Raw genomic sequence first — 19,689 nt, 5'->3', positions numbered from 1 at the left:
GCGCGGCTCGGGCCCGGGCGCGACTCGGGTGCGACTCGAGCGAGGCTCGGGCCGAACTCGGCCGCCGTGGAGGGGAACTGACCCAGGGTGTGCTGATCCGGATGGCGCAGCCGGCCTACCGGGAAATATCTGACTGCTCAGATAGCGTTGGGACAGGACAGGCAACGCACCACGACGGACACCCCGGCAGACGCACACCCCGGCAGAGGAGTACCACCATGTCCAAGATCGCTGTCTTCGGCGCCTCCGGCACCCTCGGCTCCCGGATCGTCCGCGAGGCGCTGGACCGCGGGCACCAGGTCACCGCGGTGGTCCGCGACCCCGCGAAGGCGCCCGCGAGCCACCCGAACCTGACGGTTGTCATCGGCGAGGTGCTCGACCCCGAGTCGGTGGCCGCCGCCGCGGCCGGGCAGGACGTCCTGGTCAGCTGCGTCGGCGGTGGGGGCGGCCCGGGCCACGTCGCCACCATCGAGCCCGCCGCGAAGTCCCTGGTGGCCGGCCTGCGCGCGCTCGGCGACAAGGCCCCGCGACTGATCGCGATCGGCGGCGCCGGCTCGCTCCGCACGCCCGACGGCAAGCAGGTCTGGGACTCACCCGGCCTGCCGGAGTTCCTGCTGCAGATCATGCACGCGCACGGCGACGCGCTCGACTTCTACCGCACGGTCAGCGACGTCCGCTGGACCAACCTCAGCCCGGCCGCGATGATCGCACCCGGCGAGCGGACCGGGACCTACCGCACCGCGCTGGACGAGGTGGTGGCCGGCCCCGACGGCAGCAGCCACATCTCGGCGGAGGACTACGCGGTCGCCATGATCGACGAGATCGAGAAGCCCGCGCACATCGGCGAGCGCTTCACCGTCGGATACTGACCGCCGGATACCGCCGGATACCGAGCTAAGGATCACGGCGACGGGATTACGGCCGGAGCACCCGGCGTTGCGCGGACGGACGGCGGCAGGCCACGGAGGAGGGCCGGACGGTGGACGATCCCGAGCAGGACATCGATCCCGGACAGGACACCCCGGGACAGCGCACCGGCGCACCGCGCAGCGCCGCGCAGGTGGTGGCCGATCCGCGGATCCGGTCGGTCGGCGTGCTGCTCAACACCGCCGCACTGGTCGAGCGGGTGCTGGGCGGCGCGATCCAGCGCGAGGCGGGGATCAGCCACTCGATGTTCGAAGTGCTGCTGATCCTGGCCGCGCAGCCCGACGGCACCCCGATGAGCCGGCTCTCCGACGGCCTGGTGCTCACCAGCGGCGGCGCGACCCGGCTGATCGACCGGATGGTGGCGGCCGGCCTGGTGACCCGGAGTCCGTCCCCGGACGACCGCCGGGTCCAGCTGGTCCGGATGACCGACCAGGGCGGGCAGACGCTGCTCGCCGCCGCCGCGGTGCACGTCCGGGAGGCGGACCGGCTGGCCCTCGGCACGCTGGGCGGCCCGCAGGCGGCGGCCATGGTCGCCGCCCTGGACCAGCTCGGCCGGCGCGCCCAGACGGCGCTCCCCCACCGGGGCTGACCGTCACGCTGGCCACCGCCCCTGACACCCAGGCCCGCTGACGGCCGGTCAGCGACCTGTCGATCCGGGTGAGGCCCCGGTCAGGCCTCGGGCGGCGCCGCGTACACCCCGAACGGCGCGCCCTGCGGGTCCTGCAGGACGGCGATCCGCCGCCCGCCCGGCAGGTCCATCGGTGCCATCAGCGCCTTCGCACCGGCCTCGGTCGCCCCCGCCACCGTGGCGTCCACGTCGGTGACCGAGAAGTACGGCAGCCAGTGCGGCGGGACCTCGGCCGGAAACTGCTCGTCCATCACCAGCATCCCGCCGAAGTCCGCGCCGTGGACGCCGAACTGCGTGTACGGGCCGCCGGCCGTCACGCTCCAGCCGAAGACCTCGGTGTAGTACGCGACCGAGCCGACCGGATCGCGGGTCAGCAGCTCGACCCAGCCGAGCGAACCGGGTTCGTTGAGCAGGTCCGTGCCGGCCATCGAGCGGGCCTGCCAGATCCCGAAGATCGCACCGGTCGGGTCGGCGAGCACCGCGAACCGGCACATGTCCAGCGCCTCCATCGGCGCCACCACCTGGGTGCCGCGGGCCTCGGTGGCGGCGGCCGCCATCGCGTCCGCGTCGGTGACCGAGAAGGAGACGGTCCAGGCGGTGTGCTGCTCCGGGCCGTAGAGCGGGGTCACCGAGGCCACTCGGGCATCGCCGGCGAAGCACAAGGTGTAGCCGGCCGCCTCCGGGCGCGGGTCGGTCTCGGCGCGCCAGCCGAAGAGCCCGCTGTAGAAGCCCTTCGCGGCCTCCGGGTCCGAGCTGCCGAGCTCCACCCAGCACGGTGCGCCGGTGACCAGGCTGGTGATCTTCACGTGCCACTCCCTCGGTCGAAGACGTTCGGCACTCTAGGCGCGGCCCGCCCGCCACGCCGGGCAGCTCACCGGCCGGGCACCGTTTTCACCCACCCGGAGCCGCCCCGGGCCGCTGCGCTGCGCTGCGCCCCCTGCCGCTGCGCTGCGCCCTCTGCCGCTGCGCTACCCCGCACTCGACCGGGCGATCCGGGCGCCCAGCTCCCGCAGGTGGTCGACGAGCTCGACCGGCTCCTCGACCCGGAAGTCGCAGCCGAACGCAAGCAGCCGGAACGCCAGCCACTCCAGCGTGTCGGCCGGGCTGCGCAGCCGGCAGCTGGTCGCGTCCACCGCCTCCAGCTCGACCGGCGCACCGGCGAGCCGCCTGGTCGCCTCCGCGAGCGGCAGCTGGAGCAGCACCACCGCGCGGTACGCCTGGGCGTGTCCGCGCAGCTTCTCCGCCACGTACGCGCCCGCGTCGGCGGCGGGCAGCTCGCGCGGCGGCGTCCGGACGCCGGTCGGCTGCGGGTGGGCCAGCCGGTCGACCCGGAAGATCCGCCAGTCGTCCCGGTCGTTGTCGAAGGCGACCAGGTACCAGCGGCGCCCGGTGGCGACCAGCCGGTGCGGTTCGACCAGCCGACGGGTCTCGGCGCCGTCCCCGGCGCGGTAGCCGAACCGCAGCTTCTCCCGGCCGGCGACCGCCGTGGCGAGCACGGCGAGCAGCTCAGGGTCGACGCCCGGCTCGGCGCCGGGCAGCGGCACGGTGGCCGTCTTCAGCGCCACGACCCGGCGGCGCAGCCGCGCCGGCAGCACCTGTTCGAGCTTGGCCAGCGCCCGTACCGAGGCCTCCTCGATGCCGCTGACCGCGCTCGCCGCCGCCGTCCGCAGGCCGACCGCGATCGCGACCGCCTCCTCGTCGTCGAGCAGCAGCGGCGGCATCGCCTTGCCGGCGGCCAGCCGGTAGCCGCCGATCGAGCCCATCGTCGCCTGCACGGGGTAGCCGAGTTCGCGCAGCCGTTCGATGTCGCGGCGGATCGTCCGCGGGCTCACGCCGAGCCGGTCGGCCAGCTCGCTGCCCGGCCACTCGCGTGGGGTCTGGAGCAGCGAGAGCAGGGTCAGCAGCCGGGCCGGGGTGTCGGTCATGGCATTCAGAATGCCGGAGAACTGGGACGGAATCCGACCTAAATCCTCCCTACAGTCGATCCATGACCACAAGCGCGACCACCGAACCCCACAGTCAGACCCCGAGCCCCACTGCGAACCCAAGTACGAGCTCGAGTCCGATCGCCCCCGACCGCCGGACGGCCGGTGACCGTCGCCGCTGGATCGCGCTCGCGATCGTGATGACCGCCTCCTTCATGGACCTGGTCGACGTGACCATCGTCAACATCGCGGTCCCCAGCATCCAGCGCGACCTCGGCGCCTCGTTCAGCGCGGTCCAGTGGGTCACGGCGGGGTACGCACTCGCGTTCGCGATCGGCCTGATCACCGGCGGCAGGCTCGGCGACATCTACGGCCGCAAGCGGATCTTCCTGATCGGGATCGGCGGCTTCACCGTCGCGTCCGCGCTCTGCGGGCTTGCCTCCGATCCGGCGATGCTGGTCGCGACCCGGCTGTTGCAGGGCGGCACGGCGGCACTGATGGTGCCGCAGGTGCTCTCGATCATCCACGCGACCTTCCCGGCCGAGGAGCGGGGCAAGGTCTTCGGCCTGTTCGGCGCGATGATCGGGCTGGGAGCGGTGAGCGGGCCGCTGCTGGGCGCGCTGTTGACCGAGTGGAACCTGGGCGGCCTGGAGTGGCGGCCGATCTTCCTGATCAACCTGCCGGTCGGCATCGCGGCCCTGCTGCTCGGCCGGCGCTTCATCACCGAGTCGCGCGCCGAGCAGACGCTCCGCCTCGACCTGGTCGGCATGCTGCTGGCCGCCGTCGGCCTGCTGATGCTGCTCTACCCGCTGACCCAGGGACGGGAGGCCGGCTGGCCGCTCTGGGGGTTCGTCTCGATGGGCGCGAGCCTGCCGGTGCTGGCGCTGTTCGTCGGCTACGAGCGGCTGAAGAGCCGGCGGGACGGGTCACCGCTGGTCGAGCTCTCGCTCTTCCGGGTGCGCAGCTTCGCGGCCGGCATCGCGGTGCAGCTGACCTTCGGCGTCGTCTGCGGCATCTTCTTCCTGGTCTGGACGCTCTACATGCAGCTGGGCCTCGGCTGGAGCCCGCTGCGGGCCGGCACCACGGGGATACCGTTCTCGATCGCGGTCTCGGCGGCGGCCGGAGTCTCGGTCGGCGTGCTGGTGCCGCGCTTCGGGCGCCGGGTGCTGCAGGCCGGGGCGCTGGTGATGGCGCTCGGCGTGCTGCTCTACCTCGGGGAGGCCGAGCGGTACGGCTCGGCGATCCACCCGTGGCAGATGGCGCTGCCGCTCGTGGTGATGGGCGCGGGGATGGGCCTGATCGTGGCGCCGCTGACCGACGCGGTGCTCGCCGAGGTGCCGCGCGAGCACGCGGGCTCGGCGTCCGGTCTGATCAACACCACTCAGCAGCTGGGCAACGCGCTCGGTCTGGCGCTGGTCTCGGTGGTCTTCTTCGGTGTGGTGGACGGTGCCTCGCCCGCGCAGGCCGTCGCGGTGGTCTTCACGCACGCGTTCGCGCACGCGATGTGGTGGCTGGCCGGCGGGCTCGGGGCGGTCTTCGTGCTGATGTTCGCGCTGCCGCGCCGCAGTGCGGCACCCTCCATCGACGCACCGGCCGGCGACGCGCCGATCGCCGACTGAACGTCACATTCCCGAGCCCGGCGCGGCGGTGGCGGTGCGGCAGTGCCGTCGCGCAGGATCAGGGCTCATGGAGAGTCAGCTGAGGTTGAAGAGCGCCCAGGGTCGCTGGGTGGTACTGGCCGCCGCGCTCGGGTCGGGCATGGCGATGCTGGACGGCACCGTGGTGAACGTCGCGCTGCCGCACATCGGCGCCGACCTCGGCGCCTCGCTGGCGGCGCTGCAGTGGACCGTCAACGCGTACCTGCTCACGCTGGCCGGCCTGATCCTGCTCGGCGGCTCGCTCGGCGACCGGTACGGGCGGCGCCGGGTCTTCGTGATCGGCGTCTGCTGGTTCGCCGCCGCCTCCGGACTCTGCGCGATCGCGCCCTCGGTCGAGGTGCTCATCGCGGCCCGCGCGCTCCAGGGCATCGGCGGCGCGCTGCTGACCCCCGGCTCACTGGCGCTGCTCCAGGCGACCTTCCACCCCGACGACCGCTCGGCGGCGGTCGGCGCCTGGTCGGGGCTCGGCGGGGTCGCCACGGCCGTCGGGCCGTTCCTCGGCGGCTGGCTGGTCAGCGGACCCGGCTGGCGGTGGATCTTCGTGATCAACCTGCCGGTCGCCGTGCTGGTCGCGGCGCTGACCCTGCGGCACGTGCCGGAGAGCCGCGACGAGCAGGCCGGCGGCCGGTTCGACGTCCCCGGTGCGGTGCTGGCCGCGCTCTCGCTGGCCGGGATCACCTACGCGCTGACGGCCGCGGGCGAGAAGGTGACGGCGGCGGTCTGGGTGTCGGCGGTAGCGGGCATTCTGCTGGGCGTCGCATTCGTGGCCGTCGAACGGCGCGCCGCGCGGCCGATGCTGCCGCTGGAGCTCTTCGACTCGCGGCTCTTCAGCGCGATCAACGTGGTGACGCTCGGCGTCTACGGCGCGCTGGGCGGGGTCTTCTTCTTCCTCCAGGTCCAGTTGCAGACCGTGGCCGGGTTCACCCCGCTGGTGGCCGGCATCGCGTTCGCACCGGTCACGCTGCTGATGCTGCTCTTTTCAGCCCGGTCCGGCCGGCTGGCGACCCGGATCGGGCCCCGGCTACCGCTGACCGCCGGCCCGCTGATCGCCGCCGCCGGGGTGCTGCTGATGCTGCGGATCGGTCCGCACGCCTCGTACTGGACGGACGTGCTGCCCGCCGCGATCGTCTTCGGGATCGGGCTGACCGCGCTGGTCGCGCCGCTGACCGCGACCGTGCTGGCCGCCGTGGACGTGCGCCGGGCCGGCATCGCCAGCGGGGTGAACAACGCCGCCGCGCGCGCCGCCGGCCTGCTGGCGGTCGCGGCGCTGCCGCTGCTGACCGGCCTGAGCGGCGAGGAGTACCGGGTGCCGCACGCGGTGAACTCGGCCTTCCACACCGCCGCACTGATCTGCGCCGGGCTGCTCGCGGGCTCCGGGCTGCTCGCGCTGGCCACCGTGCCGGGACGGCCCGCGCAGCCGGCGGCCGAATCGGAGCGCGTCGTCGAACCGGACAGCACCTGGTACTGCGGCACCACGGCACCTCCGGTGGACCCTGGCCACGAGTGCCCGGGGTCCACCGCCTGACAGATGACCGCCTGACAGATGACCGCTGACCGCTGACCGACGGCGGATAACAGATGACGGCTGACAGATATCAAAATCTGTCAGCCGTCATCTGTTATCCGTTATCCGCTATCCGCTATCCGCTATCCGTCAGCGGCCATCCGTTACCGGTCAGACGTCAGCCGTCCAACCACCACCGGCGCCTACCTCAGAGGATGTCCCCCGGAGCGTACTTCGCGGCCTCCGGGTGCGCGGCCGCGACGGCCTCGATCCGGCGGACCACCTCGGCCACCTGGGCACCGGCCGCACCGGTGAAGGAGAGCCGGTCGGCGAGCAGCGCGTCCAGCGCGGCCCGGTCCAGCGGCATCCGCTCGTCGGCGGCGAGCCGGTCCAGCAGCTCGTTCTGCCGGGCGCCACCGCGCATCGCGAGCGCCGAGGCGACCGCGTGCTCCTTGATGATCTCGTGGCCCGCCTCGCGGCCGACGCCCGCGCGCACCGCGCCCATCAGCACCTTGGTGGTGGCCAGGAACGGCAGGTAGCGGTCCAGCTCGGCCTCGATCACGGCCGGGAAGGCGCCGAACTCGTCGAGCACCGTCAGGAAGGTCTCCAGCAGGCCGTCGAACGCGAAGAACGCGTCCGGCAGCGCGACCCGGCGGACCACCGAGCAGGAGACGTCGCCCTCGTTCCACTGGTCGCCGGCCAGCTCGGCGGTCATCGAGGCGTAGCCGCGCAGGATCACCGCGAGGCCGTTGACCCGCTCGCAGGAGCGCGTGTTCATCTTGTGCGGCATCGCCGAGGAGCCGACCTGGCCCTCCTTGAAGCCCTCGGTCACCAGCTCGTGCCCGGCCATCAGGCGGATCGTCTTGGCCAGGCTGGACGGCGCCGCGGACAGCTGGACGAGCGCGGTCAGCACCTCGAAGTCAAGGCTGCGCGGGTAAACCTGGCCGACGCTGGTGAGCACGTTGTCGAAGCCGAGGTGGCCGGCCACCCGCCGCTCGAGCTCGGCGAGCTTCTCGGCGTCGCCGCCGAGCAGGTCGAGCATGTCCTGCGCGGTGCCGACCGGGCCCTTGATCCCGCGCAGCGGGTAGCGGGCGATCAGCTCCTCCAGCCGCGCGAACGCGACCAGCAGCTCGTCGGCGATGCTGGCGAAGCGCTTGCCGAGCGTGGTGGCCTGCGCGGCGACGTTGTGCGAGCGCCCGGCCATCACCTGCTCGGCGTGCTCGGCCGACAGCCGGCCGAGCCGGACCAGGACGGCGACCGTACGGTCCCGCACGTGCTCCAGGGACTGCTTGATCTGCAGCTGCTCGACGTTCTCGGTCAGATCCCGGGAGGTCATCCCCTTGTGGATCTGCTCGTGCCCGGCGAGCTCGCTGAACTCCTCGATACGGGCCTTCACGTCATGCCGGGTGACCCGCTCACGGCGGGCGATGGAGGCCAGGTCAACCTGGTCGACGACCCGCTCGTAGTCGGCGACGGCGGTAGCGGGGACCTCGATCCCGAGGTCCTGCTGAGCCTTGAGGACGGCGAGCCACAGGTGGCGTTCGAGGACCACCTTGTGCTCGGGGGACCAGAGCTGGGCCAGGGTCGCCGAGGCGTACCGGGAGGCCAGGACATTGGGGATCTGGGGCTTCGCGCTCACGCTTCGCAAGGTTAACAGCCGAGGTCAGCGCAGCCCGCGACGAGGTGGGTTAAGCTGATGGTTTCCTGGCGTTTTCTTATGACCCTAAACCTTCTTCACCGCCAGGATAGCACGCCAATGGACTCTCGTCAACGCCCTGTCGACGGCCAGACCGGGCCGGCCGACGCGGATCACCTCGCCGCCGAGCTGGCCGCCGAACAGGCCAGGCTGGACCTCTGCTACGCGTACCTGGACGCCCAGCGGACCCAGGCCGGCACCGCACGCAACGCAGTCCGCGCCGAGGCCGGGCCCGGTGGCACCCACCAGGCCCGGCTGGAGCGCGAACTGACGGTGCGCCGGCAGGAGCAGTTACTGGCAACGCTGGACGGGGTCGAACGCGGCCTCTGCTTCGGCCGGATCGACCACCGCGACGGGAGCACCGGCTACCTCGGCCGGATCGGCCTTCGGGACGAGGAGCACCAACCGCTGCTGATCGACTGGCGGGCCCCGGCCGCCAGGCCGTTCTACACCGCCACCTTCGCCGACCCGGCCGGCCTGCTGCGCCGCCGCCATCTCTTCACCCGGGGCCGCCGGGTCACCGGGCTGGACGACGAGGTCTTCACCCCGGACCAGTTGGCGGGCGCGCCGACCGGATCGCCTGCCGCATCGCCGGCGGGATCAACGCCCGGCCCGGCGATCGACCCGGCGCTCGGCTCGGTGGTCGGCGAGGCCGCGCTGCTCGCGGCTCTGCGCGCGGGCCGGACCGGCCGGATGGGCGAGGTCGTCGCCACCATCCAGGCCGAGCAGGACCGGGTGATCCGCGCCGGCCTGCCGGGCACCCTCGTCGTCCAGGGCGGCCCCAGCACCGGAAAGACCGTGGCCGCACTGCACCGCGCCGCCTACCTGCTCTACACCCACCGATCGGTGCTGGCGCGCCGCGGGGTGCTGCTGGTCGGGCCGAACCCGACCTTCCTGCGGTACATCGACCAGGTGCTCCCCGCGCTCGGCGAGACCGACGTGGTGCTGCGCAGCGTCGGCGAGCTCTTCCCCGGCGTCGCGGCCACCGCGGTGGACGGGCCGGCGGCCGCGGTGCTCAAGGGCAGCCTCCGGATGGCCGAGGTGGTGGCGCGCGCGGTCGCCGACCACCAGCGCCTACCGGGCTGGGATGCGGACGGAGCTTTCGGCGGCGAGCTCGGCACCGACCTGCTGCTGGACGCCGACGGGCTCACGCTGCGGTTGCCCCGTCAGGTCTGCGCCGAAGCGCGGGCCGCCGCGCGAGGGCTGCGGCTGCCGCACAACCGGGCCCGCGGGTTCTTCCTCGGCACGCTGCTCGACCTGCTGGTCCGCGAGCAGGCCCGGTTGCTCGACGCTCCACTGACTCCGGCCGAGCTGCACTACGGCCCGCGTGAGCTCTGGGCACTGCCGAGCGTCCGAACCGCACTGGACGAGCTGTGGCCGCTGCTGACACCGCAGCAGCTGATCGACCGGCTGCTCAGCGACCCGGTGCTGCTCCGCTGGGCCGCCGATGCCACCACCGACGCCACCACCAACAGCAGCGACGGCAGCGACGGGCACAGCGGCGCCGACGACCTGTCGTCCCTGCTGCGCCCGGCCGGTACCCCCTGGGCGGTCGACGACGTGCCGTTGCTCGACGAAGCCGCCGAGCTGCTCGGCTCGCCGGACGAGGCCGCCGAGCGCGCCGGGCTGCGGGCGGCCGAGCGGGCGCGGGCAGCCGACCGGCAGTACGCGGGCGGGGTGCTCACGATCACCGGTCAGCACGACGCCCTGCCCGGACTCGACGCCACCGCGCTCGCCGGGCGCTGGGCCGACGAAGGCCCTGGCCGTACCACCGCCGAGCGGGCCGGCGCCGACCGGGAGTGGGTGTACGGGCACGTGGTCGTGGACGAGGCCCAGGAGCTCTCCGCGATGGCCTGGCGGATGGTGATGCGCCGGATCCCGACCCGCTCACTCACCGTCGTCGGCGACCTCGCGCAGACCGGCAACCCGGCGGGTGCCCGGTCCTGGGCCGAGATGCTCGACCCGTACACGGCCGGCCGCCGCCGCGAGGAGTGGCTGACCGTCAGCTACCGGACGCCTGCGGAGATCATGGCGGTCGCCACCGACGTGCTCGCCGCCACCGCGCCCGGACAGCAGGCGCCGACCTCGGTCCGCGCCGGCGCGGAGCGCCCGCGTGCGGTGACGACCACCGCCGACGGGTACGCCGCCTGCCTGGCCGGACTGGTCGCCGCGGAGCCGGACCGGCTCGGCGTGGTGGTCCCCGACGCCCGTCACGCCGAGCTCTCCGGCGGGGTGCTCGGCGCGACCGAGGTGCTGACCGCCGCCGGCTGCAAGGGACTTGAGTTCGACGCCGTGATCGTCGCCGACCCGCACGGGATGCTGGCCCAATCGCCGCGCGGCGGCCAGGACCTCTACGTCGCGCTCACCCGGGCCACCCGGCGGCTGACCGTGGTCCACCACGAACCGTTGCCCGCGATGCTGCGCGCCCTGAACGGGTAGCCGACGTTCGGCAGTCAGCTACCGGTGACCAGGTTGCCGTTCTGGACCTGAACGGTGACCGGCGGGAGCGGGGTGGCGGCGGGGCCGTTCGCGACCGAGCCGTCGTCGGCCTTGAAGGCGCTGCCGTGGCAGGGGCACTTGATCAGCCCGCCGGCGACCGAACCGACCGTGCAGCCGCGGTGCGTGCAGACGGCGCTGAACGCCTTGTACTGGCCGGCCTGCGGCTGCGTGACGACGACCTTGGCGTCGGCGAAGACCACGCCACCCCCGACCGGGACGTCGGCCGCCTTGCCGAGCACGGTGCCGCTACCCGAACTGCTGCCCGAACCGGCGGCCGCAGTAGTGGCCGTGGCCGCGCCTCCCGAGGTGGGTGTGCTCGCGGCGCCGGCCTGCTTCGCCGCGGAGGACGAGCAGCCGCACAGCGCCAGCGCGGCCGCGCCGCCCGCACCGCAGAGCAGGGCGCGGCGGCCGGCCACGGCCGGCCGGGCGTCGGCGACGGCCAGGGAGGTGGCGGTCGGCGAGGTAGCGGTCGGCGAGGTAGCGGAGTTCTCGGACATGGTGCTCGCTCTCTGGTGAAGGTCTGGGGGCAGCGGATCAGTCGAGCGCCGGTCGGCGGCTCACCCGGGCGGGGCCGTCAGCTGCCGGGCCGCCGGCGCGTCCTGCGCCGGCCCCGGTCCGGGCCCGGCCGGCCGCCCGGTGGCGGCGAGGGCGGGGCGGAGGGCTTCGGCCGGCGCGACCCGGCCCGGAAAGATCGCCGGACCGTCCGCACCGGCGCCAACGCCCGCCCGGCTGACCGGACGCCGCATCCGCGCCGCCAACCCCGTGATGACGAAGCCGAGTTCGGCGCCATCGGGCAACAACAGCGCGATCGGATCACCCACCGGATCATCCACGGACTCACTCCCCGGTCTCGGGCCCACGCGTGAAATGCCATCCATGCAAAGCCAGTTGCCAGCCAGCGGAAGCTGCCAGGCGAACCCGAGCCTAGGTTGCAGCGCAGCCGTGGAACACCCCGCACCGGGAAATTTGCGGAACCGCTAAGGCTGCCCGCAGGTTCCGAGCTGCACCCCGATCGTGCGCATACACGGCGAACAAGGCTTACGGCAAAGCCGCTTGGCGATATGACCGACCGACTCGGCGGCTCGGCTACGGTGTCCGCCATGACGTCCGTCCTCGTCGTCGAAGACGACCCCACGATCCGCACCGCGCTGATAGAGATCCTCACCGGTCACGGCCTGCTGGTCCGCAGCTCCCCCGACGGCTTCGGCGCACTGCGCGAGATCACCCGCTGGCAGCCGGACGCCGTCGTGCTCGACCTGGGCCTGCCCGACCTGGACGGCACCGACGCGCTGCGGATGATCCGCGGCCTCTCCCAGGTCCCGGTCGTGGTGGCCACCGCCCGCGATGACGACGCGGAGGTCATCAAGCTGCTCAACGCCGGCGCGGACGACTACCTGGTGAAACCGTTCTCCGGCGGCCAGCTCGTGGCCCGGCTGTCCGCCGTGCTGCGCCGCTGCGGCGCGCAGAGCGGGCTGCCCGAGGCGGCCGGCGCCGGGCCGGGCGGCAGCTCACCGGGTGGCAGCTCGGCAAGCGGCAGTACACCGGGCGGCAGGCCGGCCGCGAGTCGGCAGCCGATCGTCGCCGGCGACCTGCGGATCGATCCGGCGGCCCGCACCGTCCACCTCGGCAGCCGGGAAGTGGTGCTGACCCGGCGGGAGTTCGACCTGCTGGAGTTCCTGGCCCGGCACCTCGGACAGGTCGTATCCAAACAACGGCTGCTGGCCGAGGTGTGGCGCCTGCCGTACGTGGACGAGCAGACCGTGGACGTGCATCTGTCCTGCCTGCGCCGCAAGTTGGGCGAGCGGGCGACGCACCCGCGCTATCTGCACACGGTCAGGGGGGTCGGGGTGAAGCTGGTGTCGCCCCGGTGAGGTCCACTCTCGCGATGGTGGCCCTGGTGGCGACCGCCATCGTGGCCGTCGCGTTCCTGGTCCCGCTCGCACTGCTGGTCCGCACCCAGGTGCACACCCAGGCGACACTCACGGCGGAGCAGCGGGCCTCGGCGGTGGTACCGCTGGTCGCGCTCTCCACCGATCTGACCGCACTCTCGCAGGCCGTGAGCCGCACCGACTCGGCGGACCGGCTCTGCGTCCACCTGCCGGGCAGCGGGGCGATCGGCGCCACGCACGCCTCCGCCGCCCAGCTCGGCCGTGCGCAGCAGGGCCGGCAGCCGGTGACCGGCGGGGTGACCGGTGGCTGGGTCTATCTGGCGCCCGTGGTGCTGGCACCGGACCAGGTGGCCGTCATCGAGGAGTTCGTGCCGCAGGCCGAGCTGGATCGCGGCGTGACCAGGGCCTGGACCGTGCTGTCGCTGCTGGCCGCGGCGCTGGTGCTCGGCTCGGTCGTGGTGGCCGACCGCCTCGGCGCCCGGGTGGTGCGCGCCGCCGGGCGGCTCTCCCGGGCCTCGGCTGCGCTGGGCGCCGGCGACCTGGACGTCCGGGTGGAGCCGGCCGGGCCGGTGGAGCTTTACGAGGCCGGTCTGGCATTCAACGTGATGGCCAACCGCTTCAAACAACTCCTCTCCAGCGAGCGTGAGTTGATCGCCGACCTGTCGCACCGGCTGCGCACTCCGCTGACCGCTCTGCGGCTCGCCGCCGAGCAGATCGGCCCGGTGCCGGGCGCGCCTCGAATGGCGGCGGCGATCGAGCACCTGGAATCCGAGCTGGACTCGATCATCGTCACGGCCCGGACGCCGCTGTCCGGCAAGAACCACAGCGATGGCCACGGCGACAGCAGCAAGGACGGCGCGCTGTGCCAGGTGTCCGAACTGGCCAGGCACCGGGTGGGCTTCTGGTCGGTGCTGGCCGAACAACAGGGTCGCACCTGCGTGTTCGAGGCGACCGACGAACCGACCCCGGTCCGGCTGACGGCGGACGACCTGGCCGCGGTGGTGGACGCGCTCGTCGGCAACGTCTTCCGGCACACACCGGACGGGACGGGCTTCGCCGTGAGCGTGCAGCGGACGGCGCAGAGCGTCCTGCTGGTCGTCGAGGACGGCGGACCGGGCATCGAGGACCCGGCCGGTGCGCTGGCCCGTGGCGCCAGTACGCGCGGATCCACCGGCCTCGGTCTCGACATCGCCCGCAGCGCGGCGGAATCGACCAGGGGACGGCTCCGGATCCTGCGCAGCGAGTCGGGCGGCGCGCGGGTGGAGGTCGACCTCGGACTGGCCGCGGATTCACGGCGCGGCCGCCGCAGGCCTTGGCGTCACCGGCGCCGCCGGGCCGCAGAATAGTGCGCCCTCGACCAGCGCAATGTCACATTCGATCAGCCATATGCTCATGATGCGATAAGAATTCACCCAGAAACGCTTACTGACATTCTGTCATCTGATTCTCTGAGCATTCATCACCTCAGCCGCTGATATGGTCCTGACATGATGGGTCCGGCCCTCCCAAGGGTCGGCGCTTCACTTCGCCGATCTCCGCTGCACGCATTTCCACTGCGCCGACCGGAGCGATTCGCAGAGGAGAAGTGATGTCGGAATCGGCGCCCCGGGTTCGCCGGCTCCGGCCGCGCCGGGTGCCGCGCACCGGCCGGCGAGCGCTGGCCCACTCCGCCGTCGCAACGGGCGGTGCACTGGTGGCGCTGGCGCTCGCCGGAGTGGCCCTGGAGACGGTGAACGCGGCCGGCAGCCACCCCCCACCCATCGAGAGTCTGCCCGCGCCGGTCCCGGCGGCATCAGCCGCCGCCGTCCGGCTCGTCAACAGCAGCTCGAGCCTCTGCGCGAGCGCCACCATCAGCAGCGACAGCACCGACGGCACTGATGGCACCGACGACACCGACGCCCGGCCGCAACTCCAGAGCTGCACCGGCGACGACCTCCAGCACTGGGACCGGCTGCCCGCCGGCGAAGACACCTACCAACTCCGCAACACGGCCGTCGGCAGCTGCCTCGACGGCGGCGCGGCAGGCAGCGCCACAGCAGGCGCCGACCCGGTCGCGGTCACCCTCCGCCCCTGTCGCACCGGCCGGGACCGCGCCGAACAGCTGTGGACGTTCGTCCCGGGCCCGACGCCGGGCACCTTCCGCATCTGGTTCGCGCCGACCCTCGGGGCGAGCGACCACCCGGCCCACCTGCTCGGCCCACAGGACTGGTCACCCACCACGCCACCCCAGCCAGGCTCGCCCCTCGTCCGGCAGCCCGAGCACGACGACTCCGCGAGCTTCCTCTTCACCCTGGGCTGATCGCCGCTCCCTGAGCACCTTCCCCCTCAGCCGCCTCTGCTCACCCTCCCCCACCAGGCCCGGACGCATCGTCACCAGACGTTGGTTCACCGTTCGCCCTCAGGCATGTACCTGGCGCCTACCTGTGGGTAACATGCCCCCTCGGCCCGGTCGCCCGAACGACTGTCGCGCCATCAGACCGCATCACCGTCACCACCACCGTCACCACCGTCATCACCACCACCAGATTGGGGACTCCCATGTCCGGGTACAGTCGGCGCCGCTTCCTCACCGGTTTCTCCGCCGCGACCGCCGGGGCAGCGCTGTCCCTGGCCGGCGGCACCTTCGCCTCGGCCGCGACCCGGGACCGCGCACTCGCCGCGACCGCCGCGCGCGCCGTGCAGGTCGGCGGCACGACGCTGGAGCAGGTCGCCACCCCGGTCGGCGGCACCGGCTACCAGCGCCTGGTGTCCGGTCCGGGCTGGCCGCTGGTGGTGCGCGGCGAGCTGGCGGCCGGGCAGGCCGGTCGCGACGACCGGCGGACCGGGCTGGCGAGCTTCGTCCAGTTCACCGACCTGCACCTGAACGACACCGAGTCGCCGGTCCGGTTCGAGTACCTGGCCCGCTGGAACGACGCCGCGCACCGCCCGCAGGAGACGCTCACCGTGCGCGGCGCGTCCTCGCTCGTCGAGCGGGTCAACGCGGTCGCCGCCGGCCCGTACACCGGGCTGCCGTTCAGCATGGTGATGGCCACCGGCGACAACACCGACAACCACGAGCACATCGAACTCGACTGGTACCTCACGGTGATGAGCGGCGGCCAGGTGACGCCGAACAGCGGTGACCCGAGCCGCTACGAGGGCGTGCAGAACTGCGGCGACGCCGCGTACTGGAACCCGGGGCTCAGCTTCCAGGACAACTACAAGGCGGTCGGGTTCCCGACCATCCCCGGCTTCCTCGACGGCGCGGGCCGCGGCTTCCAGGCGCCCGGCCTCCAGACGCCCTGGTACACCACGGTCGGCAACCACGACGACAGCATCGAGGGCACGCTGCCCGACCTCGGCCTGCTGAACTCGCTCTACACCGGCGGCCGCAAGATCGAGGGCCTCAACGAGGCGGACGCCGCGAACCTGGCCAACCTGCTGAAGACCGACCCGGCCGCCGCGGTGCTCCAGCTCGGCAGACTGCTGAACGACGCGGACGCGGTCCGCGAGGTCACCCCGGACGAGCGGCGCCTGCCGTTCACCACCAAGGAGTTCGCGCAGGCGCACCTCGACCCGGCGTACACCGGCGCCGGTCCGTTCGGCCACGGCTTCACCTCGGACGCGGCCGCCAGCGGCAACCTCTTCTACACGTTCCGGATCGCGCCCGGCGTCATCGGCATCAGCCTGGACACCACCAACGCGGCCGGCTGGGCCGACGGTTCGATCGGCACCGCCCAGCTGAACTGGCTGGAGCAGCAGCTGCAGGCGCACAGCGGCCACTGGTACGACACCAACGGCAACGCGGTGCGCGGCGGTGCGGGCGGCGACCTGGTCGTGCTCTTCAGCCACCACACCAGCACCACCATGGGCAACACGCTGCTCGACCCGCGTCACCTGTTCGAGCGCCGGCACACCGGCAGCGAGGTGGTCGCGCTGCTCCAGCGCTACCCGAACGTGGTGGCCTGGGTGAACGGCCACACCCACCAGAACCAGATCACCGCGCACGGCCACGCCGTCCCGGAGCGCTCGTTCTGGGAGATCAACACCGCCTCGCACATCGACTTCCCGCAGCACGCCCGGATCATCGAGATCGCGGACAACGGCGACGGCACGATCTCGCTCTTCACCACGCTGATCGAGTCCGCCGCGCCGTACGCGACGGACTTCCAGGACACCTCGGACGCCGGGCTCGCCTCGCTCTACCGCGAGCTCTCGTTCAACGACCCGTACGCGACGCCGAACGTGAAGCTCGGCACCGCGCTGGACCACAACACCGAGCTGCTGCTGGCGAAGCCGAGCCGCTGATCCGGCAGCACTGATCCGGCACCGCTGATCCGGCACCGCTGGGCACGGCGCGCCGGGGTCGCCTCACACCCCGGCGCGCACCGCCCCGAACTCCCCGGCGCGCAGCGCCTCGAACTCCCCGGTGTCGTGCGCGCAGAACAGCTCGATCCGCTCGCCGTGTTCGCGGCGCAGCTCGCGCAACCGGTCCCGGTTGTGCAGCCGGACGGGGTTGTCCATCGCCACCGCGCGCTGGAATCCCGTCAGCGCGAGCGGGCTGCGCCCGGCGTCCGGGGCGACGTCCTGGTGGGAGAAGTAGGCGTCGCCGCAGTGCAGCAGCCAGCCGTCACCGCGCCGGACGGCCACGGCGCAGTGCCCGCGGGTGTGGCCGGGCAGCGGGACCAGCAGGATCTCGGCGCCCTCGATCGGCAGCGGGCGCACGGCCTGGAGGCCGAACCAGTCGTCCCCCGCGGTGTCGTACTCGACCCACCGCGGGTTGTGCGCCCACTGCGCCGGGCGGTAGCGGTCCCGCTCGGCCCGGGTCGCCCGGTTGCGAGCAGCCGTCAACTCGTCCGCGTGGACGTGCACCTGCGCGTCCGGGAAGTCACCGAGCCCGCCGGCGTGGTCGAGGTCGAGGTGGGTCAGCACGATGTGCCGGACGTCGCCCGGCTCGTAGCCGAGTGCGCGCACCTGCTCGACGGCGGTGCGGGCGAGCCGCAGCTGCGGCCGCATGAGGGTGCGGAACTGCCGGCCGAGCCGTTGCGGGTCGCGCACATCGCCGGTGCCGAGGCCGGTGTCCACGAGGACCAGCCCGTCGGCGGCCTCCACCAGCAGGCAGTGGGCCACCACTCGGCCCATCAGCAGTCCGCCGTGCCCGAGCAGGAGGCGGCCGCCGGCCGGGCACATGGTCGCGCAGTCAAGATGATGGACGGTCATATCGCATGGTAGCGCCCCGCCGTGGTCACATCCCCGTGAGTCCCTTGGTCAGGGTGCTCACCCCGCCGGCCAGTGCGAGCAGCAGGATCACCTTGCGCGCCCGCTGTTCCGGCACCCGGTCGGCCAGCCAGTGGCCGACCACCGCGCCGAGCCCGATCGCCACCGCCACCGCCAGCCAGGCGGGCGCCGCGAGCTGCGGGGCGCCCTTGGCGGCGAGCGAGAAGATGTTCACCAGCAGGCCGTAGAACTGCGCGTTCGGCACGAACTCGCGGACCGTCCAGCCGGCGTTGACGGCGTAGAGCGAGACGGCCGGGCCGCCGACACCGGCCGCGGCGTTCATGAAGCCGCTCGTCGCCCCCGCCGTCACCGCGCCGCGCACGCCGCGCAGGCCAGCCGCCCTGGTTCCGCGCATCACCAGCAGCACGGCGACGCTGACCAGCGCGCCCATGATGACGAGCAACTGCGGCCCGGGCAGCCGGGCGGCCACCCAGGCGCCGAGCGGCACGCCGCAGGCGGCGGCCGCGACCAGCGGCAGCATCGCGCCCGGGCGAACCTGGCGCCAGCTGGTGGCCAGGCCGATCGCACTGATCAGACCGCCGCCGACGTTGGAGAGCAGCACGCCCTCACCCGGTCCCAGCAACAGCGCCAGCACGGGCGCGGCGACCAGCGCGAACCCGATTCCCGCCATCCGCTGCACCGACGCGCCGACCAGCACGACACCGCCGAGCAGCAGGTCGCCGCCCCACCCTGCCAACACAACGTCCTCCCGGGCCATCCACTGTTCATACGAACCAATGGATCATCCAACCAGGGAGGTCAAGCCCTTTCCGGAACCCGCTGCTACGCCTGGAGCAGCGGCAGCAGCTGGTGGCACATCTCCAGCATCGAGTCGCGCTGCTCGGCGCTGAGCGAGTCCAGCGCGCGGTGCGCCTTGGTCATGTCGGCGCGGATGTTCAGCAGCACCTCGCGGCCGGGCTCGGTGATGGTGACGATCTTCACCCGGCGATCGGTGGCGGCCGCCTCGCGGCGGGCGAAGCCGAGCGCCTCCAGCCGGTCCACGATGCCGGTCACATTGGACGCGTCGCAGCCCAGCCGGCCGGCCAGCGCGCGCATCGGCACCGGCTCCAGGACCACGCCGAGCGCCTTGGCCTGCGAGGAGCTGAGCCCGTGCCGGCCCGCCGCGGCGGCGAAGTCGAGGAAGAAGGCAGCGCTGACGGCGGCCACCGCCTCAAGGACGACGGTGGTGGAGGCGGGCGGCGCGGCGGCAGCGGTGGCGGTCATGGAAACCATGAGAACAGACTACGCGTAAAAGTTTTATTCACTCCAGCTTTCACCTAGGCAAAGATTGCCCGGGCTACGCGACCAGCTGCTCGAACAGCCGCGCCAACTCCGCCGCCGGGTCGGCCGTCAGCCCCGTGTGCACCGGCCCCGGCTGCACCACGGCGCTGCGCGGCGCGGTCAGCCAGCGGAACCGCTGCCCGGGGCTGTCCCCCGCCGCCGGCCCAGCGGCCGCGCCGCCCGCGCAGACGCCCTCGATGCCGCGCAGCGCCCGGGCCAGGCCGTCCAGGTCGACAGCCGGGTCCAGCGCGAGCAGCTTCGCCTCGGGCAGCAGCGTCCGCGCGACCAGCTGCTCGAGCCGACGGCAGTAGAGCAGCACACCCAGGTTCACGCACTCACCGCGCTCGACCCGCGGCACGGCCCGGATCACCGCGTACTCGTAGTCGTGGTACTCCACGTAGTCATTGGCATCAGCAGTCACAGCAG

Annotated in this window: 18 protein-coding genes; 9 read left to right on the top strand and 9 right to left on the bottom strand. The window is 73.0% G+C overall.

What is annotated here, in order from left to right:
- Positions 1–218 precede the first annotated feature (218 nt).
- Complete coding sequence (locus AC060L_RS25360; protein ID WP_483801213.1) at positions 219–869, top strand: NAD(P)-dependent oxidoreductase; 651 nt, start codon at positions 219–221, stop codon at positions 867–869.
- A 110-nt stretch (positions 870–979) separates the two neighbouring features.
- Complete coding sequence (locus AC060L_RS25355) at positions 980–1,516, top strand: MarR family winged helix-turn-helix transcriptional regulator (RefSeq protein WP_483801212.1); 537 nt, start codon at positions 980–982, stop codon at positions 1,514–1,516.
- Between the two features lie 80 nt (positions 1,517–1,596).
- Here AC060L_RS25355 and AC060L_RS25350 read toward each other — a convergent pair whose 3' ends face one another.
- Both AC060L_RS25350 and AC060L_RS25345 read right to left on the bottom strand, forming a co-directional pair.
- The gene (locus tag AC060L_RS25350; protein WP_483801211.1) at positions 1,597–2,361 is read right to left on the bottom strand and encodes a VOC family protein; all 765 of its coding nucleotides are present in this window, start codon (positions 2,359–2,361) and stop codon (positions 1,597–1,599) included.
- 162 nt (positions 2,362–2,523) lie between these two features.
- Entirely contained in the window at positions 2,524–3,480 is a 957-nt protein-coding gene (locus tag AC060L_RS25345; protein WP_483801210.1) for a helix-turn-helix transcriptional regulator, read from the bottom strand.
- Positions 3,481–3,542: 62 nt separating this feature from the next.
- On the opposite strand from AC060L_RS25345, the gene AC060L_RS25340 reads away from it, so the two are divergent.
- Both AC060L_RS25340 and AC060L_RS25335 read left to right on the top strand, forming a co-directional pair.
- The gene (locus AC060L_RS25340) at positions 3,543–5,099 is read left to right on the top strand and encodes an MFS transporter (RefSeq protein WP_483801209.1); all 1,557 of its coding nucleotides are present in this window, start codon (positions 3,543–3,545) and stop codon (positions 5,097–5,099) included.
- Positions 5,100–5,166: 67 nt separating this feature from the next.
- Positions 5,167–6,663 (top strand): MFS transporter, encoded by a 1,497-nt coding sequence (locus AC060L_RS25335; protein WP_483801208.1) that lies wholly within the window; start codon positions 5,167–5,169, stop codon positions 6,661–6,663.
- A 187-nt stretch (positions 6,664–6,850) separates the two neighbouring features.
- Here the strand turns inward: AC060L_RS25335 and purB are convergent, their stop codons facing one another.
- A complete protein-coding gene (gene purB / locus AC060L_RS25330) occupies positions 6,851–8,281 on the bottom strand; it encodes an adenylosuccinate lyase (protein WP_483801207.1) in 1,431 nt (476 codons plus the stop codon).
- Between the two features lie 117 nt (positions 8,282–8,398).
- Here purB and AC060L_RS25325 point away from each other — a divergent pair, with 117 nt between their 5' ends.
- Positions 8,399–10,777 (top strand): HelD family protein, encoded by a 2,379-nt coding sequence (locus AC060L_RS25325; RefSeq protein WP_483801206.1) that lies wholly within the window; start codon positions 8,399–8,401, stop codon positions 10,775–10,777.
- A 14-nt stretch (positions 10,778–10,791) separates the two neighbouring features.
- On the opposite strand, the gene AC060L_RS25320 is transcribed toward AC060L_RS25325, so the two are convergent.
- Both AC060L_RS25320 and AC060L_RS25315 read right to left on the bottom strand, forming a co-directional pair.
- Positions 10,792–11,334 (bottom strand): Rieske (2Fe-2S) protein, encoded by a 543-nt coding sequence (locus AC060L_RS25320; RefSeq protein WP_483801205.1) that lies wholly within the window; start codon positions 11,332–11,334, stop codon positions 10,792–10,794.
- Between the two features lie 60 nt (positions 11,335–11,394).
- Positions 11,395–11,670, bottom strand: coding sequence for a hypothetical protein (locus AC060L_RS25315; protein ID WP_483801204.1), 276 nt, complete (start codon positions 11,668–11,670; stop codon positions 11,395–11,397).
- 267 nt (positions 11,671–11,937) lie between these two features.
- Here AC060L_RS25315 and AC060L_RS25310 point away from each other — a divergent pair, with 267 nt between their 5' ends.
- The 4 genes from AC060L_RS25310 to AC060L_RS25295 all read left to right on the top strand — a co-directional run bounded on the left by AC060L_RS25310 (position 11,938) and on the right by AC060L_RS25295 (position 17,013).
- Positions 11,938–12,708, top strand: coding sequence for a response regulator transcription factor (locus tag AC060L_RS25310; RefSeq protein WP_483801203.1), 771 nt, complete (start codon positions 11,938–11,940; stop codon positions 12,706–12,708).
- A complete protein-coding gene (locus AC060L_RS25305; RefSeq protein WP_483801202.1) occupies positions 12,705–14,072 on the top strand; it encodes a sensor histidine kinase in 1,368 nt (455 codons plus the stop codon). Before AC060L_RS25310 ends, AC060L_RS25305 begins: the two co-directional genes overlap by 4 nt.
- Positions 14,073–14,314: 242 nt before the next feature.
- The gene (locus tag AC060L_RS25300; RefSeq protein WP_483801201.1) at positions 14,315–15,025 is read left to right on the top strand and encodes an RICIN domain-containing protein; all 711 of its coding nucleotides are present in this window, start codon (positions 14,315–14,317) and stop codon (positions 15,023–15,025) included.
- Between the two features lie 239 nt (positions 15,026–15,264).
- Positions 15,265–17,013, top strand: a complete 1,749-nt coding sequence (locus AC060L_RS25295; RefSeq protein WP_483801200.1) for a TIGR03767 family metallophosphoesterase — start codon at positions 15,265–15,267, stop codon at positions 17,011–17,013.
- 63 nt (positions 17,014–17,076) lie between these two features.
- Here AC060L_RS25295 and AC060L_RS25290 read toward each other — a convergent pair whose 3' ends face one another.
- The 4 genes from AC060L_RS25290 to AC060L_RS25275 form a co-directional block, all read right to left on the bottom strand.
- The gene (locus AC060L_RS25290) at positions 17,077–17,925 is read right to left on the bottom strand and encodes an MBL fold metallo-hydrolase (protein ID WP_483801199.1); all 849 of its coding nucleotides are present in this window, start codon (positions 17,923–17,925) and stop codon (positions 17,077–17,079) included.
- A 25-nt stretch (positions 17,926–17,950) separates the two neighbouring features.
- Entirely contained in the window at positions 17,951–18,700 is a 750-nt protein-coding gene (locus AC060L_RS25285) for a sulfite exporter TauE/SafE family protein (RefSeq protein ID WP_483801198.1), read from the bottom strand.
- Positions 18,701–18,765: 65 nt separating this feature from the next.
- Positions 18,766–19,206 (bottom strand): MarR family winged helix-turn-helix transcriptional regulator, encoded by a 441-nt coding sequence (locus AC060L_RS25280; protein WP_483801197.1) that lies wholly within the window; start codon positions 19,204–19,206, stop codon positions 18,766–18,768.
- Positions 19,207–19,279: 73 nt separating this feature from the next.
- A complete protein-coding gene (locus AC060L_RS25275; RefSeq protein ID WP_483801196.1) occupies positions 19,280–19,684 on the bottom strand; it encodes a DUF3037 domain-containing protein in 405 nt (134 codons plus the stop codon).
- Positions 19,685–19,689 lie beyond the last annotated feature (5 nt).

It is taken from the genome of Kitasatospora sp. NEAU-69, from assembly GCF_057158765.1.
The sequence above is the reverse complement of the archived record's forward strand: the minus strand, read 5'-3'. Positions and strand labels throughout refer to the sequence as shown.